Genomic DNA, 16,770 nt, shown 5'->3' on the forward strand with positions numbered 1-16,770 from the left:
TGACTGACACGAAAAGCAGCTCCGGCTGCTTTTTTATTATCTGCCTTTTATCAGTGCGCACAAAAAAGGCGCGGCAACCTGCCCGCGCCTTTCCGACATCCGGCAACCGAAAACGTATTACGCGCTCAGCCAGCCCAGTTTAATCACAAACAGAATCGACAAGACGATAAGCGCAGAATTCAGCTCACGCCAGCGACCGGTCAGCAGTTTTGCCAGCGTCCAGGTGATGAAACCAAATGCGATACCGTTGGCGATGGAATACGTGAACGGCATGGTCAGCGCAGTCACGGTAACAGGCGCTGCCACGGTGATGTCTTTCCAGTCGATTTCAGCCAGGCCAGACGTCATCAGAACCGCGATGAACAACAGAGCCGGAGCCGTTGCGAAGGCCGGAACGCTGCCTGCCAGCGGAGCGAAGAACAGGCTCAGCAGGAACAGAATAGCCACCACAATCGCCGTCAGACCGGTACGTCCGCCAGCGCTCACGCCTGCTGCGGATTCGATGTAGCTGGTGGTGGTTGAGGTGCCGAGCAGTGAACCGAACAACGCCGCCGCACTGTCAGCGACCAGCGCACGGCCCATTTTCGGGATATTGCCGTCTTCATCCGCCAGCCCTGCGCGTTTGGTCACGCCAATCAGGGTGCCGGAGTTGTCGAACACATCCACGAACAGGAACGCGAACACCACGCTAATCAGCGAAACGTTAAACGCGCCTTTGATGTCCAGTTGCATGAAGGTTGGCGCAATGGAAGGTGGCATCGACATTACGCCGCCAAACGGCGAATAACCCAGCGCAATCGCCAGAACGGTCACGGCCAGCACACCGATCAGCACCGCGCCGGTGATTTTACGCGCTTCCAGCACCACAATCAGAATGAAACCGAGCATCGCAAACAGCGGCCCCGGCTTGGTCAGATCGCCCAGACCGACCAGCGTCGCCGGGTTAGCGATCACGATACCGGCATTTTCCAGCGCAATCAGCGCCAGGAATAAACCGATACCCGCCGCAATGGCCGAACGCAATGGCAGCGGAATACTGCGGATAATCCATTCGCGGATTTTAAAAATCGATAACGCGAAGAAAATACAGGCTGAAAGGAAAACGGCCCCCAGCGCGATCTGCCAGGTGTAACCCATATGCAGCACCACGGTGTAGGTGAAGAAGGCGTTTAAACCCATGCCCGGAGCCAGTGCGATCGGGTAGTTGGCGATAAAGCCCATCAGTGCGGAACCGATTGCGGCAGCAAGACAAGTAGCCACGAAAACCGAACCTTTATCCATCCCCGTCGCGCCCAAAATAGACGGGTTAACAAACAGAATGTAGGCCATTGCTAAAAATGTAGTGAGTCCAGCCACAATCTCAGTCCGCACGTTAGTACGGTGAGCTTTTAACTTAAATAGTTTTTCTAACATGAGAAGGAATCTCTTGGTCGCGTGATCACTTTCAGTCTGGTGATCAAAAATGCACGCTTGTTATTAGTGTTGTTTTTCAAAACACACGCGCGCGCACCAGCAGAACGAACGCCACAATTCGTCCCACCATTATCCCGTGGAATACGGCACGCGAGCCTAAACGTGTTTTGACGAACCCTGTCATTGCCCGTTTTGCCTGTAAAACAACCTGAGGTGATTGTTTTACAAAGGGGCATCGCACAATCTAGGAAAAATGAGTGATGCAGTCCATAATAGTTATCTCACTTATTCACTGCATAAATTAGTACACCCATGTCGCCATTCTCCCGTTTTTCGCAATATTTTACCGAAGTCGCCCGAACAGGAAGTTTGCGCAAAGCGGCAGAAGTGCTGCACGTCTCGGCTTCAGCCATAAACCGGCAGATCCTGCAGGCTGAACAAACGCTGGAAACCCCGCTGTTTGAACGCTTGCCGACAGGCCTGAAACTGACCTCAGCAGGCGAAATTTTATTCGATGACATCCGCCGCTGGCGGAAAGAATTTTCCCGCACCCGCGAACGTTTCGATGAAATTCAGGGACTGCGACGCGGGCATGTCACCATCTCTATGATTGCCGCTCTCAGCGAAGGCATGGTGGCGGAACTGATTGCCGACGTGGGCGCAGAACACCCTTACCTGACGTTTGATATCCGCATCGAAGACAGCCGGAACATCAGCGAACAGGTCAGTTCAGCGGAAGTGGATTTTGGATTGTTGCTCGATCCCGTCGAACATACCGGGCTGGAAGTACGCGCTTTTGCGGAATTACCCATCGGGATTGCGATGCCGGTGGGTCATAAACTGTCGCAGAAGGAATCGTTGTCGTTCAGTGACATCGCCTCCTACCGGCAGATCATTCCCTCCGAACCGCTGATGGTCAATGCCCGCGCCAGACTGCTGTATAACCGCTATCAGTTACTGGAAACGCCGTCGATCGTCTGTAATGACGTGCGCATGATGCGCGAACTTATCCGCAAAGGGGCCGGTGTCGGCGTGCTGAGTTTGTTAGATGTATTGCCAGATTTACAGGAAAAGCGACTGGCGTTTGTGCCGCTTCAGGGCCGCAGTGCCAAACCGCTGACGCTGGCGTTGTGCGTTGCCCCGCGCCGCCAGTTATCCCGCGCGGCGCAAATTGTGATTCAGAAAGTGATTGTGCTGATGGAAAGATTATCGCAATAGCCGTTCACGCCGTTTTCCAGCCAGAAATGATGATCAGCATCCCCGCCAGAGCCACACATGCGCCCAGCCAGTCGGTGGCGCTGAGCTTCACGCCATCGACAAACCGCAGCCACAGCATGGCAGTCATAACATAAACCCCGCCGTAAGCCGCATACACCCTGCCGCTTGCCGCCGGATGCAATGTCAGCAACCAGACAAACGCCGCCAGGCTGAGCGCCGCAGGTAATAACAGCAGCACATTTGCCCCTTTGCGCAGCCAGAGATAAGGTAAAAAGCAGCCAATGATTTCTGCCAGTGCGGTCGCAAAGAACAGTAAAGACGTTTTGAGCATAATTGGGCCAGGTTTACAGTCCGAAGTTCAATAAGATATCAACCAGTTTACCGGCAAAGGGTGACGTCATTCGGCCGGATGTTATAATGCAATTATTCGCCTGAGCGATGTGTAAATTAAAAGGATGAGCTGATGAATACAACGTTTAAATCCCGACTGACCCGCAGCATTCTGCCTGTGGCTTTGCTGGTTATAACCGCCAGCTGGCAGGCGCCTGCACTCGCGGCCACCAATTGTGCGGGCGGAACCTGTGTCTTTGGCGGTACCGGCAATGATGCCATGACCAACGAAGAAGCACGTCAGAGCAAACAGCAATGGAATGAAACCCAACGCCTGCGCGCCATGAAAAACCAGCGTAACGAGAAAGACTTCTCCAAATACGACAATTCGATTGATCTGCGCGACAAGTGTCAGGCCAGCCAAAACATCAATGCGTACTGGGAACCGAACACTGAGCGCTGCCTTGACCGTCGTAATGGCCGTCAGTTACTGGCTCCGTAAATCCTATCTGCTAGACTCATAAGTACACTGGTTTTCATAAAAGGAATGAATGATGAAAAAGACACTTTTAGCGGGTCTTGCTGTCGTTATGTTCGCACCGCTGATGGCACAGGCTTCCTGTGAAAGCGTAAAAGCTGACATTACCCAGAAAATCGTGGCAAACGGCTTGCCTGAATCAGGGTTTAAACTCGATATCGTGCCAAATGATCAGGCCGATCAGGCTGGCGGGCAGGTCGTGGGCCACTGCGGCAATGACAGTCAGAAGATTGTGTATACCAAAACCGCCGATGCGGGTGACAGTTCAGCGGCAAGTCCTAAGACCGGGACCAGCCAGGATTCACAGTAATATTCGCGGTGATGTCGGAGCGGATATCACCGGCGGTTTATCACTTGCAGTGAAAGCCCGATGACCTGATCGGGAACCTTTCGGTTTCTTAATAACAGTTATCATACGATCTTCGCACCGAAACCACCGGGAGAGAAAAGTGCTTTTTCCCTCCCGGATATCCCTTCACGTTTTCAACACACGCTGCCGCTCCGTTCAGCAAGCTTTCTGAAACAACTGCCTTTTAAAAAAACAAAACAAGTAAGGTGATGAGTTGCAGCGACTCCTGCCACCATTTCGACTACAATGGTAGCCACTTTCCTCACAGGATGCGGTAAAAATGAAAAGACTGACCCAACAAGATATGACGGAAAGCGAACAGCGTGAGTTAAAAACACTGCTGGACAGAGCCCGTAAAGCACAGGGCCGTGAGCTGACGAATTCGGAAAATAACCGGATTAAAGATGACTACATCGATACGTTGATGGCAGAAAAAGAAAAAGTCGCTGCGAAAGCGCGGGCCGAAAAGCGCCGTAATAAAGCCGTTCCAAGCACTTCTGCAACATACGACTGGACAGCCCGCACTCATCCGCGTGGTCGTCGTTAAACGTTAACTGAACCTCTGCGTTCCTCACGCAGAGGTTCAGCCCTCAGGCTTCCAGTAATCTGAAACCGTGCGTTCCGTCTTTTTCCAACTGCCCGACCAGCCCGTATTCCCAGTCCAGATAATCCTGCATCGCCTGCGGGCTGACATCCGTGCCTTCGTACGGACGACGATATCTGTCTTGCGCGTCGTCCAGATAAACAGAATCCCCCCGCTCAAGCAGCAACCCGTGGTCGATCCAGCCCACCGTGCCTTTCTCCAGCAAATAAACGGGTTTGCCGGTTAATCCGGCCACTTCCGTGACAGCGTAACGTGCCAGCAAACCGCTGGTGCAGGTGACAACCCAACGCGCTTTCTGCGGTTGTAAGGCAATAATTTGCGGGATATTGCCCCGTGTTGTCCAGACCGCACCCGGAATGCGCCGGTTACGGAAATTCGCGCTGGTGGTGAGATCGAGAATGCCGGTATTACCCTCACTCAGCCAGTTCAGCAGTTGTTCCGGTTTGACAGATTCCACAGCCGGTGCGGGCGCAACCCGGGCTTTCCAGTCGCCTTGTTCAGTCAGATCTTCAGCCCTCACTTCGGCGATGTACACTTCCCAGTTCATCTGTGCCAGCCATGAGGCCGCCATGCGCGCACGCACACCATCATTATCCACCAGCACTATTCGCGCGCCACGAACGCTGGCATAGTGATCGGTTTCCTGAACCAACTGGCCACCGGGAACGTGTCGCGTGCCTGCCAGATGCCCGGCACGAAACTCTTCTGCCGTGCGCACGTCAAACACGTATAACGTGCGGGAATCATCCTGTTGCCAGTTACGTAATTGTGACAACGTCACTGAGCGCACGCCCGCGCGTAAAGCCAGAGTTTGCGCGCCTTTCAGCGCAACCCTGCGTGAGGCTTCACTCAGTGCCGGAAACTGTTTATGTTGCAGGTGCGACAGTGCCTGCCCCGCCAGCGTCCAGCCAATCGTACCGTTACGCAATGCAGACACCGGCTGCGTAAATCCGGCATTAATCAGAGATTGCGTGCCGATAATGCTGCGGGTACGCCCCGCACAATTGATGATCACCTGCGTGTTGTCATCAGGCACCACATCTTTCAGGCGCAGCACAAGTTCGCCTCCCGGTACGCTCACGCCGCCCGGAATACTCATCACCTGGTATTCATCAAAACGGCGCACATCCAGCACAGCAATGTTTGCCCCCTGCTGTTGCAATGCCAGCACCTGTTCGGCACTCAGGGACGGTGTCTCGTAATGATGTTCAACCCATTCCCCGAAGGCTTTACTGGGCGCGTTCACATCAATAAATATCTCACCACCCGCTTCTTTCCAGCCAGCCAGATCACCGGCCAGCAACGCGATATTCTGATACCCCAGCGATTTCAGCAATTGAGCCGCCCGCATGGTTTTACGCTCGCCGCGCTGCACGTCATAAAATTCACCATTGTCATACAACGTAATAGCCGTCAGACGGTTTGGTATGCGATCCAGCACTTCCAGTTCGAGTTTAGACAAAGCCAGATTGGCAGCAAATAAGGGATGTCCGGTGGCAAAGGCCGCTTCTTCACGCAGGTCAACCAGCGCCACATCCTGTCCTTCGAGCAACGCCTCGCGGAGTTCAGAAAAATGGCGCAAAGGCAGTGAATATGAATCAGTCATGATTTCTCTCTTTTGACAGGTCCCAGATATTGGGAAGGTGCGGGCTGGAGTAGCCGGAAATAAAGGTTTTCCCGGTGCCGTCTGGCAGATAAACCGCCCGTGAAACCGCACCGATATTGCCGCCGTAAACGTGAATGCTGACCGATACTTGATCCTTGAAAAAATTGCTGACCTGGTGGATATCCAGGTGATCGGGGGAGATTTTCCCGACGTCGCCAACGTGCAGCGTAATGGGATTTCCTTCCGGTTGCAGCGTTCCGTCGGGGTGGCGGGTATAATTCTGGCTGACTTCTGCACCGCGCAGCATACCTATCAGCCCCCAGACACGATGGTCATGCACCGGTGTTTTCTGCCCCGGCCCCCAGACAAAGCTCACCACAGAAAAACGCGACAGCGGATCGGCGTACAAGAGATATTGCTGATAATGTTCAGGATGAGGCTGCGCAAACTCCTCCGGCAGCCAGTTATCTTCGCCGATAAGACGGGTCAGCAGTTCGCTTCCCTGCGCCAGTATTTGCGTCTGACCGTGCGGTTCCTGCACCAGCCGGGTGAAGTCCGCCAGAAATTGTCTCAGCGGCGCGAGCTGTAAAGTCGTCATCACTTTCCTCATACTTCATCACTGTTTCCGACAGGTTAGCATCGCCATGATCCAAGCAAAATTCATTTTATGGATAAGCTAATATGCAAATCACACATAAAAATGTGCATCAGGATCCAGCGTCCGCGTGAAAATTGTTTTATCCTGCCGGCAGCCGTTTTTACGTTAATCCTGACGCTGAGTGCCTATGAAAATTGAAGACCTGACTGCTTTTGTCGCCGTTATCCGCCTGCAATCTACCCGGCTTGCTGCCGATGAGCTGGGGCTGACACAGCCGGCAATTACCCGTCGGGTACAAAATTTTGAAGAATCGCTGGGCATTCCGCTGCTGAACCGCCAGACCAAACCCCTGAAACCCACGCTGATGGGCAACCGTGTTTATCAGCAATGCCGTCATATCTTGCGTGAGGTGGATGCGCTCAGTGATTTGGTTGCCGCCGACAGTCCACCTTCCGGCCTTCTGCGCCTTGCCGTGCCACAAAGCCTGAGCGAAAGCAGTCTGTTGCCTGCCCTGAAAACCCTGTCTGCGCAATTTCCGCAAATCCAGCCGCGACTTTCCAGCGGCTGGGGCGACGAATTATTGTTACGGATACAGCAGCAGGAACTGGAAGCGGCGGTCGTGCTGTTCCCTGCCAGTAAGCAATTCCCTGAGGGTGTCGAAAACCAGCCGCTGGGTACGGTCGATTTAGTGGTTGTCGGCCCGAAAGCACCGCAGGCTTTGCCACAACGTCTGGAAGATTGTTATCAGCACGGGTGGATCCTCAATCCGCATGGCTGTGGTTTCCGCGCCGCCCTGCAGCGCGCGCTGACTGAACAGGGTTTACCTTTGCTCATCAATCTTGAGGCGTTTGGCACGACCTTACAATTATCCCTGATTGCTGAAGGGCGCGGCCTGGGGCTGATGCCGCGCGCGCTGGTAGAAAAACATGCACTGCGCCCTGAACTGGCGCTGTATGACCTGAAAGATTTCGCCCCCCGCAGCCAGTTGTGGCTGATTTATCCCAACGTTCCTGCGAGTCAGGTACCGGCGATTGATGCGTTTGCCGCCGCGATTGCTAACGGGTTGGATTGTGGCAGGTAGTGATTATGGGATTGCCATCCGGACTGGCATTAAGGTCAACCCCCTGGGCGCGGTGCCCAAAGCAACACCTGTTCATGCACATTTTTTATATTAGCTTATGAAGATAATGAATTTCTCACATAGTAAGTTGCCGTTTATGGTGATAACTCCTGCCAGCGCAGACCTTCATCCGCTGGCCTCATCCCGAGGAGTGACAGCCTATGAGCGTGCAATTTATTGGTATGATCGGACACCGTCTGGCTTCTGAAATCATCCCACCGACCGGCCCGATTTTCGATAAAAAATACATTTCCGATTTCGCCAAAGCCCATGAAGATGCTGGCTTTGACCGCATTCTGGTGGCCTATGCCTCCGACCAGCCCGATGCTTTTCTGGTCACCGCGCACGCCGGGGCCAGCACATCCCGCATTCATTTTCTTCTGGCTCACCGGCCGGGATTCGTCGCGCCGACCCTCGCCGCCCGTAAGCTGGCGACCCTCGACCACCTGCTTGATGGTCGCGTGGCAGTGCATATCATCAGCGGTGGCAGCGATGCGGAACAACGCCGTGACGGTGATTATGTGGCGAAATCCGGCCGCTATCAGCGCACGGATGAATACATCGATGTACTGAAACAGAGCTGGTATTCAGAAACCGGTTTTGACCATCAGGGTGAATTTTATCAGGCGGAAAATGCTTTCTCTGCCATTAAGCCCTGTCAGAAAAAACTGCCGGTATTTTTCGGCGGATCTTCCGATGATGCCATCCGTGTTGCAGGTAAACAGGCGGATGTGTTTGCGTTATGGGGCGAGCCGCTGGCCAGTGCGGCAGAAACGGTGGAAGCGGTAAAAGCCTCTGCGGCAAAACACAACCGGGATATTAACTTCAGTATTTCCTTCCGCCCTATCCTCGGCAAAACAGAAGAAGAAGCCTGGGCGAAAGCGGATGAAATTCTCACTAAAGCCACCGCCCTGCAAGCTGAGAAAGGTCAGGTGCTGGCAGCCAAACCCCAAAGCGTGGGAGCTCAGCGTTTACTGAAAGCCGTCGCGCAAGGCGATCGTCTCGATTCCTGCCTGTGGACCGGCATCGCCGGGCTGATTGGCGGCGGTTCCAATTCTACGGCCCTGGTCGGTACGCCGGAACAGGTCTCCGATGCACTGCTGAAATATTACGATCTGGGCATCACCACTTTCCTGATCCGCGGCTTTGATCCGCTGAATGACGCCGTCGAATACGGTAAGAGTCTGATCCCGCTGACGAAGCAGAAAATCGCTGCGCGGGAAGCCCGAAAACACACCGCCGTGACTGCCCTGATTTAAGGAAACCCGATGCGACTGAATGTGAGAAATCTTCTGCTGCTGGTCACGCTGACCGGCGCTGTGTTCGCCACAAATGCCGAACAAATTACCCTGCGGGTCGCCGATCAGAAAGGCAACATGCGGGCACAGCTGGAAGCGGCAAATAAGCTGGATAAGCTGCCCTATAAAATTGAATGGTCAGAGTTTCCGGCTGCTGCGCCGCTGGCAGAAGCGCTGAATGCACAGGCGGTAGATGTGGGCATCATCGGTGATGCGCCGCTGTTATTTGCACAGGCCGCAGGTGCGCAGGTAAAAGCCATCGCCGTGGATAAGTCAGACGCCTACGGCACCGCGCTGCTGGTGAAACCGGACAGCCCGGTCAAAAGCGCCGCGGATCTGAAAGGCAAAAGTATCGCGACCAACCGCGGTTCCATCGGACATTTTGTCGCGCTGAAAGCCCTTGCCTCTGCCGGACTGAGCGCCAAAGACGTCACGTTCCGCTTCCTGCCGCCAAGCGATGCGAAGCTGGCACTGACGCAAGGTTCAGTGGATGTCTGGGCAACGTGGGAACCCTACACCGCCTTCGCTGAGACTCAGGATCATCTGCGTGTGGTCGTAAATGGCCGCGGCTTGTGGTCGGGTAACAGCTTCCTTGCCGCGACGGATACGGCGCTGAAAGATAAAGCTAAACGCGAGGCCATCGCTGACTATCTGCAGCGCCTGAGCGATGCACAGATATGGGCGTATAAAAATCTGGATGCGTACAGCGAAAAACTGGCGAAAATCATCGGCTTCCCGCTGGACGCCGCAAAGCTGGGGTTCGAGCGGCGTAAATCCTACTGGCAGCCGATAGATGCCGCAACCGAGACGCAGCAACAGCAAACAGCAGATTTCTATCACGCGCAGGGATTATTGCCCGTCGCGCTGAATGTCAGCGGCACCTTTGATCATTCGTTCCTGCTGAAATAATCGCGAAGAAGCGTAACGCCCCCCGGTTCCATCACTTCCCGAAAAATTGGGGAGTGATGGGTAGTCATACGCAGGTTAATTGACTACTCTGCTTAATCACTTCCTTTATCAATCTGACCTCTGATGTCTGGCAACCGGGGACCATTAAATGAGCGACTTTCCGGCTTTATCAATCGGCATGCTTTTGTTTCCGGAACTGACCCAATTAGATCTGACGGGGCCGTTTGAGGTCTTCGCCAGAGCCCCGGGGGCCAAAGTCCATCTTATCTGGAAAACGCCGGAACCCGTGACGTCTGACCGGGGCCTGCGTATTTTACCCACTCACACATTTGAAAATTGCCCTGAACTGGATGTCATCTGCATCCCCGGCGGGCCAGGCCAGATAAAACTGATGTCCGATGATGAGACGCTCACTTTTATCCGCCAGAAAAGTGAAAATGCCCGGCTGGTGACGTCAGTATGCACCGGTTCTCTTGTGCTGGGCGCAGCAGGCCTGTTGCAGGGGTACAAAGCCACTTCCCACTGGGCTTCGCTTGACCAGCTTGAATTATTGGGGGCCGAACCGGTTAATGAACGCGTCGTCAGGGATCGCAACCGGATCACCGGTGCGGGGGTAACGTCAGGCATAGACTTTGCCCTGAATGTCATTGCCGATATCTATGGCAACGACATAGCGCAAGGTATTCAGTTGCAAATGGAGTACGACCCTGAACCGCCCTTTTCGTCAGGTTCTCCCCGTGTGGCATCCGCGAAACACGTTGAACAGGCACAAAAACAGATGGCTTCCTTTATTGAGACAAGGCGCCTCGCGACAGCCGCAGCAGGGCTTAAACTACGCAAAGGCGAGTTTATTAATACACAGATAAGCTAAGTTTTCAGCGAGTTGAAGAAACTGTGAACTGTCGCCCTGCAAGAAAAGCCCGGACGTGGTTAATAGAAGATGTCGCCCGAAATCAGGCTTAGCTAACAGGATGCAGCATGGAAAATTACGCCAACAAAAGCGGTGATTCACAGGTTGTCAGCTTCCAGATTGATGCCAACTCGATCAAAATCCGCTTCAAGAACAATCACGTTTATCTCTACGATATCCGCCATCCTGGCCCCGAACATCTCGAAAAAATGAAGGAACTGGCGCGCGCCGGTTGGGGTTTAAATACCTACATTGAAAGCGAAGTGAAAACGGATTTTTCTTCGAAAGTGTTTTAGGCCGTTCGGGGCGTCCGTGAGCCGGTCGCCCCGCTGCTTTACCTGAATTACAGCTTGTTAACATTCCTCTGTGACAACGTCTCCAGACCCCGCTAGTTTAGGATTATTCAGTCACGGGCTGCCTGCATAAAACGGGCACGCCAGGGTTTCAGTACCCAGAGCGCCAGAATGGCGGTGACAAAATCCAGCGTGATGGCGCAGGTGAATACAATGTTCCATCCGCCCGTGTGCTGATAAATCAGTGCCGCAAGCGGGCCGCCAAAAATGGAGCCTATGCCCTGCGACATATACAACCAGCCATAATTGGCAGTGGCATTCTGACTGCCAAAGGTGTCGGTCAGCGTTGACGGGAACAAGGAAAAAATTTCTCCCCAGCCAAAAAACACCACGCCGGACAGCAGAACAAACAACACAGCATTGTCGCGGCACATCAGCCACAAAATCATCGCACAGCCTTCCAGCGCAAATGCGATAAACATCGTCTGCTCACGACCAAATTTATCCGAAATAAAACCGAACAGCGGGCGTGTCAGCCCGTTGGTAAAACGGTCAATGGTCAGTGCCAGCGGCAACGCGGCCATGCCAAACACCACCGCTTCCGTGATACCAAAATCATGGGCAAACACCGCCATTTGCGAGGTGACCATCAGCCCTGAAGTCGACATCATCGCCATCATGAAAAACATCAGCCAGAACAAAGGCTGTCTGAGCATTTGTTTCGGACGGTACTGTTTGCCTTCCGTCACCATGACCGGCACATCCTGACGCTCGCTGAGCGACGGCGGCAGCCGTAATCCCTGGCTGGCCAGAAAACCAATGACGGCGAAAATAACGCCAAAGATAATCAACGTACTTTCCAGCCCGCGACTGGTCAGGGACGTCGAAACAGGGAACGTGGTCAGAATTGCGCCCATTCCGTACCCGGCAGCCACCATTCCCGCCGCAAAGCCACGTTTATGCGGGAACCAGCGCACCATCAACCCGACGACACCGACATAAACAATGCCGGTACCCAGTCCGCCGATGCAGCCATAGACCAGATAAAGGCCCGTAATGCTGCTGACTTGTGACGCCAGTACCCAACTGAACCCTGATAACAGCGTGCCGATTGAAATCAGTTTCCGCGGGCCAAAACGTTCAATCAGGCTGCCCTGAAAAGGAGAAAAGAAGGTTTGCAGAATTATCAGTAGCGAGAACGTAACCTGTAACTCTGCCAGCGGAACCCCCAGTTTAAGCGCGAGCGGTTTAGTCAGCAGAGTCCAGACATATTGCGGACTGGAAATCGCCGCCATGCAAATCAGCCCCAGAACTAACTGCCGCCACCGTGCGCTGGCCGCGATTGTCATGGGCATATTCAATGTTGTCATTCGTCGTCTCCCTTATTTCCTGTCAACGCCAGCCAAAGATTTTTAACATTGCTAGCAAGAAATAAGTTCTCAGCAACAAACATGCCACATTGATTCGATGGGATTTTCAGGTAATTACACCTGCCCTGTCCGACAGGGAGGAATAAAGATGTCGCCCAGGTGCCGCAGAATGGTCAACTGTGGTGCAGCAGGTGCAAAAAAAGAGCCTGCTTTTCGGGCAGGCTCTTTTTGCGTTTTGACCAGCGGAACAGGTGTTAAATTTTCAGTTTCACGTAATCAATCGCACGACTGATGATCCCGCCTTCTGCGACATCTTCCAGTGCCACCAGCGGCACGGTTTTGATGACTTTGCCGTTATCTACGATATTAATACTGCCGAGCTCCTGACCTTTCTTCAGCGGCGCGTCAATCTGCGGACGGGTCAGCACGTACTGGGCTTTCAGTTTATCGGCATCGGCCTGCGGCACGCTGATAAAGACATCACTCAGTGAACCGACCTTCACCTGTGCATTAGCACCAAACCAGACATGTTCGCTGGAAACGGTCTGATCAGCTTTGAAAATCTGTTTACTGGTATATTCGCGGAAACCCCAGGTCAGCAGTTTGCGCGCCTGTTCTTCGCGGCCTTTTGAGCTTTTACCGCCCATCACGACGGCGATCAGACGACGGTCGCCCTGCGTCGCAGAGGCAATAATGTTGAAACCGGCGCTTTCGGTATGACCTGTTTTCAGGCCATCAACCTGCAGGTTTTTATCCCACAACAGGCCGTTACGGTTTTGCTGAGTGATGTTGTCATACGTCAGCGATTTTTCAGCATACATATGATATTCCTCAGGTTCCCCGCCGATAATGGCGCGGGAAAGTTTCGCCAGATCATAAGAGGTGGTGTATTGCCCCGGCGCGTCCAGGCCATGCACAGTCTCGAAATGGGTGTTGGTCAGCCCCATGCTCACCACGTACTGATTCATCATTCCTACGAATGAATCCTGGCTGCCCGCCACATAATCGGCCATGGCCACGCAGGCGTCATTACCGGAAGTAATGATGATGCCGCGGATCAGGTCACGCACGGTGACATGGTCACCTGGCTTTAGAAACATCAGTGAAGAGCCGGCCAGACTTTTATTGCCAGCGACCCAGGCTTCCTGCGGTACCGTCACCACATCATCCATGGTGATTTTTTTATGATCTAACGCGCGGTCAATGACATAACCTGTCATCAGTTTGGTCAGGCTGGCCGGGTTACGGCGTTCATCCGGGTTGCCGGCGGCCAGCACATCACCGCTGGCATAATCCATCAGCACAAAAGAAGCGGCGTCAATGCTTGGCGGCACGACAGGGAAATCCAGTGGCGCGATAGCTTTCGCACTGCCTGCGGAGAACATCAATACACAAGATAAAACACTCATTACACTACGTTTCACTGAATCTTCCTTAAACACGCCATATTGCCGGGCTATTATTAAACTCGGCAATATATCAAAAACCTATGGGATAAAATCTGCGGCATAGGTTGCACTAAAACCCCCTGCAGAAAAACCCTTAGTCTTTTGCTAACCATTTCATAGTGAAACGGTTCTGTTACAACTTGCGTTAATTTCCACCAACACCTGCCACTGAGCCTGCAATCAGGTTTTATTATCACAACCCGCTGTTTTCAACAGGGATGAAATACGGTGATGCGCCCCTTTCCTTGCGGGGAATTTCCGTTATTCCCCGATATTTCCCTGCGATAGAGGATTCCTATCGCTCCATCACAGCATTCGATTAGACGTTCTTGTCACCCACTCCTAAACTTGTGACATAAAATTAACAATCCGGTTAACAACTCATCATCCGGTTTGTTCACAGACAAGACAAAAACCACCTGCGAAGCATAACTATGAAATTCAAAACTGAGATCAAACCCTACCACGGCGCGGCCGGCGGCTGGGGTGCACTGGAATCCACCACCCGTTTCGTCTTCGACAGTAAGAAAGTCCTTTCTAACCTGCGTAACCTGATGCGTGTTAACAAAGGTCGCGGTTTTGACTGTCCGGGCTGTGCCTGGGGAGACGATAATCACAGCACATTCAGCTTCTGTGAAAACGGTGCGAAAGCCGTCAGCTGGGAAGCCACCCGCAAAGCCGTCGAACCAGAGTTCTTTGCTCAACACAGTGTGAGTAAGCTGCGTGCACAGAGCGATTATTTCCTGGAATATCAGGGGCGTCTTACCCATCCGATGCGTTACAACCGCACCACCGACCATTACGAGCCTATCAGCTGGGATGCCGCATTCTCACTGATCGCCAGCCATCTTAACGGGCTGGAAAGTCCCGATCAGGCAGATTTCTACACCTCCGGGCGTGCCAGTAACGAAGCCTCTTATCTGTATCAGGTGTTCGGCCGTATGTTCGGTACCAACAACTTCCCTGACTGTTCGAACATGTGTCACGAAGCCAGCGGTGTGGGCCTCAAACAAAGCATCGGCGTCGGTAAAGGCACTATCCGTCTGGATGATTTTGAGAAAGCAGACGCCATTTTTGTCTTCGGCCAGAACCCGGGCACCAACCACCCGCGTATGCTGCACAGTCTGCGTCATGCGTCTGACCGGGGGGCAAAAGTGGTCAGCTTTAATACCCTGCGTGAACGGGGTCTGGAACGTTTTGCCGATCCGCAAAAACCGCTGGAAGTGGTGACACCGAAAGCGGGTCGCATCAGCGCCGCCTATTACCAGCCAAACCTTGGCGGTGACATGGCGGCCGTGCGCGGTATCGTTAAAGCGTTATTGCAGACACACCGCGAACGTATTGCTTCCGGTCAGCCTTCCCTGTTCGATGAAGAATTTATCGCGGCAAACTGTGCCGGTGTCGATGAGTATCTGGCCGTGGTCGATGCCACCAGCTGGGAAAAAATTACTGAACAGTCAGGTCTGAGTGAACAGGACTTGCGCGAAGCGGCAAGCATTTATATGAACGCCGAACGGGTGATTTGTACCTGGGCGATGGGCGTGACGCAGCATAAACACTCTGTGCCGACCGTGCGTGAAATCACCAACCTGCAACTGTTGTTTGGTCAGCTTGGCAAACCTGGCGCCGGGTTGTGTCCGGTGCGCGGTCACAGCAACGTGCAGGGTAACCGCACCATGGGTATCGATGAGAAAGCGCCAAAAGCGTTGCTCGATGCGATGGAAAGCCACTTCAAATTCACACCACCGCGTGTCCCGGGTCATAACACCGTAGAAGCGCTGGAAGCCATGCTGCGTAAAGAAGCCAAAGTCCTGATCTGCCTTGGCGGTAATCTGGCGGCGGCGGCCCCGGATACTCCGCGTACAGAACAGGCGCTAAGCAATCTGGATTTGTCCGTTCAGATCAGCACCAAACTGAACCGTACGCACCTGACGCCGGGTGCAGAAGCGCTGATCCTGCCAACGCTGGGCCGTACCGAACTGGATATGCAGGCGACCGGTTCGCAGTTCATCACCGTTGAAGACTCCTTTAGCATGGTACATGCCTCCGAAGGCGTAGGCATTCCGTTATCCAAAGAACAGCGTTCTGAAACCGCGATTGTCTGCGGTATCGCCAATGCCGTTCTGGGTGATAAATACCTCGACTGGATGGCGCTGGCTGACGATTACAATCTTATCCGCGATCATATTGAAGCCACCATTCCGGGCTTCCGGGATTTCAATGCGCGCTGCGATATCAAAGGCGGTTTCTATCTCGGTAATGCGGCAGCAGAGCTGAAATTCAACACCCTGAGTGGCAAGGCCAATTTCAGTGCATCACCGTTGCCTGAAGTGCTGATCCCGATGGGCGACCAGAATGCGCCGTTCACCCTGCAAACGTTACGCTCTCACGACCAGTACAACACCACCATTTATGGCCTCGATGACCGTTACCGTGGTGTTTACGGCCAGCGTGAAGTGTTGTTCATTCACCCGCAGGATCTGGCGGACTTGGGCCTGAAAGACGGTGAACTGGTGGAAATCGAAACGCTGTGGAACGACGGCATTGAGCGCAAAGTGACCGGTTTTAAACTGGTCAGCTACGATATTCCGCGCGGTAACCTGGCGGCTTATTATCCGGAAACCAACCCGCTGGTGCCGATGTCCAGTTTTGGTGACCAGACCCACACCCCGACCTCCAAAGCCGTACCGGTGACTATCCGTCGCTGCGAACAAAAAGTGGACCTGCAACGTATCGCATAAGTCGTACTTGCGCGACATCGCGCAA

The 16,770-nt window shown here is 53.5% G+C and carries 16 protein-coding genes; 10 read left to right on the forward strand and 6 right to left on the reverse strand.

Features of this window, described 5'->3' with window-relative positions; translation table 11 throughout:
* Nucleotides 1-117 precede the first annotated feature (117 nt).
* Nucleotides 118-1,413 carry an NCS2 family permease gene (locus GW591_RS06280; RefSeq protein ID WP_013575539.1) on the reverse strand — a complete coding sequence of 432 codons (1,296 nt, stop codon included), beginning with the start codon at nt 1,411-1,413 and terminating at the stop codon, nt 118-120.
* A gap of 312 nt (nt 1,414-1,725) precedes the next feature.
* On the opposite strand from GW591_RS06280, the gene GW591_RS06285 reads away from it, so the two are divergent.
* On the forward strand, nt 1,726-2,631 hold the full coding sequence (locus tag GW591_RS06285) for a LysR family transcriptional regulator (protein ID WP_013575540.1): 906 nt from the start codon (nt 1,726-1,728) through the stop codon (nt 2,629-2,631).
* Between the two features lie 4 nt (nt 2,632-2,635).
* Here GW591_RS06285 and GW591_RS06290 read toward each other — a convergent pair whose 3' ends face one another.
* Nucleotides 2,636-2,962, reverse strand: coding sequence for a YnfA family protein (locus tag GW591_RS06290; protein WP_013575541.1), 327 nt, complete (start codon nt 2,960-2,962; stop codon nt 2,636-2,638).
* A gap of 132 nt (nt 2,963-3,094) precedes the next feature.
* Between GW591_RS06290 and GW591_RS06295 the strand changes: the two genes are divergently transcribed.
* The 3 genes from GW591_RS06295 (at nt 3,095) to GW591_RS06305 (ending at nt 4,395) form a co-directional block, all read left to right on the forward strand.
* Nucleotides 3,095-3,463 (forward strand): DUF1283 family protein, encoded by a 369-nt coding sequence (locus tag GW591_RS06295; protein ID WP_013575542.1) that lies wholly within the window; start codon nt 3,095-3,097, stop codon nt 3,461-3,463.
* A 52-nt stretch (nt 3,464-3,515) separates the two neighbouring features.
* Nucleotides 3,516-3,809, forward strand: coding sequence for a DUF1161 domain-containing protein (locus GW591_RS06300; RefSeq protein WP_013575543.1), 294 nt, complete (start codon nt 3,516-3,518; stop codon nt 3,807-3,809).
* A gap of 319 nt (nt 3,810-4,128) precedes the next feature.
* Nucleotides 4,129-4,395 carry a DUF3811 domain-containing protein gene (locus GW591_RS06305; protein WP_013575544.1) on the forward strand — a complete coding sequence of 89 codons (267 nt, stop codon included), beginning with the start codon at nt 4,129-4,131 and terminating at the stop codon, nt 4,393-4,395.
* Nucleotides 4,396-4,438: 43 nt separating this feature from the next.
* Here the strand turns inward: GW591_RS06305 and GW591_RS06310 are convergent, their stop codons facing one another.
* Nucleotides 4,439-6,058 carry a rhodanese-like domain-containing protein gene (locus GW591_RS06310; protein ID WP_013575545.1) on the reverse strand — a complete coding sequence of 540 codons (1,620 nt, stop codon included), beginning with the start codon at nt 6,056-6,058 and terminating at the stop codon, nt 4,439-4,441.
* Nucleotides 6,051-6,656: a cysteine dioxygenase family protein gene (locus tag GW591_RS06315; RefSeq protein WP_013575546.1), complete on the reverse strand. Its 606-nt coding sequence runs from the start codon at nt 6,654-6,656 to the stop codon at nt 6,051-6,053. Before GW591_RS06315 ends, GW591_RS06310 begins: the two co-directional genes overlap by 8 nt.
* A gap of 187 nt (nt 6,657-6,843) precedes the next feature.
* Here GW591_RS06315 and GW591_RS06320 point away from each other — a divergent pair, with 187 nt between their 5' ends.
* The 5 genes from GW591_RS06320 (at nt 6,844) to GW591_RS06340 (ending at nt 11,189) form a co-directional block, all read left to right on the forward strand.
* Nucleotides 6,844-7,737, forward strand: coding sequence for a LysR family transcriptional regulator (locus GW591_RS06320; protein WP_013575547.1), 894 nt, complete (start codon nt 6,844-6,846; stop codon nt 7,735-7,737).
* 200 nt (nt 7,738-7,937) lie between these two features.
* Entirely contained in the window at nt 7,938-9,035 is a 1,098-nt protein-coding gene (locus GW591_RS06325) for an LLM class flavin-dependent oxidoreductase (protein ID WP_013575548.1), read from the forward strand.
* Between the two features lie 9 nt (nt 9,036-9,044).
* Nucleotides 9,045-9,983 (forward strand): ABC transporter substrate-binding protein, encoded by a 939-nt coding sequence (locus tag GW591_RS06330; RefSeq protein ID WP_013575549.1) that lies wholly within the window; start codon nt 9,045-9,047, stop codon nt 9,981-9,983.
* A gap of 148 nt (nt 9,984-10,131) precedes the next feature.
* Nucleotides 10,132-10,854, forward strand: a complete 723-nt coding sequence (locus tag GW591_RS06335; protein ID WP_013575550.1) for a DJ-1/PfpI family protein — start codon at nt 10,132-10,134, stop codon at nt 10,852-10,854.
* Nucleotides 10,855-10,961: 107 nt separating this feature from the next.
* Nucleotides 10,962-11,189 (forward strand): hypothetical protein, encoded by a 228-nt coding sequence (locus tag GW591_RS06340; protein ID WP_013575551.1) that lies wholly within the window; start codon nt 10,962-10,964, stop codon nt 11,187-11,189.
* A gap of 107 nt (nt 11,190-11,296) precedes the next feature.
* Here GW591_RS06340 and oxlT read toward each other — a convergent pair whose 3' ends face one another.
* Both oxlT and GW591_RS06350 read right to left on the reverse strand, forming a co-directional pair.
* On the reverse strand, nt 11,297-12,556 hold the full coding sequence (oxlT, locus tag GW591_RS06345) for an oxalate/formate MFS antiporter (protein WP_013575552.1): 1,260 nt from the start codon (nt 12,554-12,556) through the stop codon (nt 11,297-11,299).
* Nucleotides 12,557-12,810: 254 nt separating this feature from the next.
* On the reverse strand, nt 12,811-13,980 hold the full coding sequence (locus tag GW591_RS06350) for a serine hydrolase (protein WP_037034044.1): 1,170 nt from the start codon (nt 13,978-13,980) through the stop codon (nt 12,811-12,813).
* Between the two features lie 458 nt (nt 13,981-14,438).
* Between GW591_RS06350 and GW591_RS06355 the strand changes: the two genes are divergently transcribed.
* Nucleotides 14,439-16,745 (forward strand): FdhF/YdeP family oxidoreductase, encoded by a 2,307-nt coding sequence (locus GW591_RS06355; protein ID WP_121019331.1) that lies wholly within the window; start codon nt 14,439-14,441, stop codon nt 16,743-16,745.
* The last annotated feature ends 25 nt before the right edge of the window (nt 16,746-16,770 follow it).

Source organism: Rahnella aceris, from assembly GCF_011684115.1.
Taxonomy (GTDB): domain Bacteria; phylum Pseudomonadota; class Gammaproteobacteria; order Enterobacterales; family Enterobacteriaceae; genus Rahnella; species Rahnella aceris.

Bases quoted from the DNA above. Each gene is read 5' to 3' on its own strand.
- GW591_RS06280 (WP_013575539.1), bottom strand. From the start codon at position 1,413: ATGTTAGAAAAACTATTTAAGTTAAAAGCTCACCGTACTAACGTGCGG.
- GW591_RS06285 (WP_013575540.1), top strand. From the start codon at position 1,726: ATGTCGCCATTCTCCCGTTTTTCGCAATATTTTACCGAAGTCGCCCGA.
- GW591_RS06290 (WP_013575541.1), bottom strand. From the start codon at position 2,962: ATGCTCAAAACGTCTTTACTGTTCTTTGCGACCGCACTGGCAGAAATC.
- GW591_RS06295 (WP_013575542.1), top strand. From the start codon at position 3,095: ATGAATACAACGTTTAAATCCCGACTGACCCGCAGCATTCTGCCTGTG.
- GW591_RS06300 (WP_013575543.1), top strand. From the start codon at position 3,516: ATGAAAAAGACACTTTTAGCGGGTCTTGCTGTCGTTATGTTCGCACCG.
- GW591_RS06305 (WP_013575544.1), top strand. From the start codon at position 4,129: ATGAAAAGACTGACCCAACAAGATATGACGGAAAGCGAACAGCGTGAG.
- GW591_RS06310 (WP_013575545.1), bottom strand. From the start codon at position 6,058: ATGACTGATTCATATTCACTGCCTTTGCGCCATTTTTCTGAACTCCGC.
- GW591_RS06315 (WP_013575546.1), bottom strand. From the start codon at position 6,656: ATGACGACTTTACAGCTCGCGCCGCTGAGACAATTTCTGGCGGACTTC.
- GW591_RS06320 (WP_013575547.1), top strand. From the start codon at position 6,844: ATGAAAATTGAAGACCTGACTGCTTTTGTCGCCGTTATCCGCCTGCAA.
- GW591_RS06325 (WP_013575548.1), top strand. From the start codon at position 7,938: ATGAGCGTGCAATTTATTGGTATGATCGGACACCGTCTGGCTTCTGAA.
- GW591_RS06330 (WP_013575549.1), top strand. From the start codon at position 9,045: ATGCGACTGAATGTGAGAAATCTTCTGCTGCTGGTCACGCTGACCGGC.
- GW591_RS06335 (WP_013575550.1), top strand. From the start codon at position 10,132: ATGAGCGACTTTCCGGCTTTATCAATCGGCATGCTTTTGTTTCCGGAA.
- GW591_RS06340 (WP_013575551.1), top strand. From the start codon at position 10,962: ATGGAAAATTACGCCAACAAAAGCGGTGATTCACAGGTTGTCAGCTTC.
- oxlT (WP_013575552.1), bottom strand. From the start codon at position 12,556: ATGACAACATTGAATATGCCCATGACAATCGCGGCCAGCGCACGGTGG.
- GW591_RS06355 (WP_121019331.1), top strand. From the start codon at position 14,439: ATGAAATTCAAAACTGAGATCAAACCCTACCACGGCGCGGCCGGCGGC.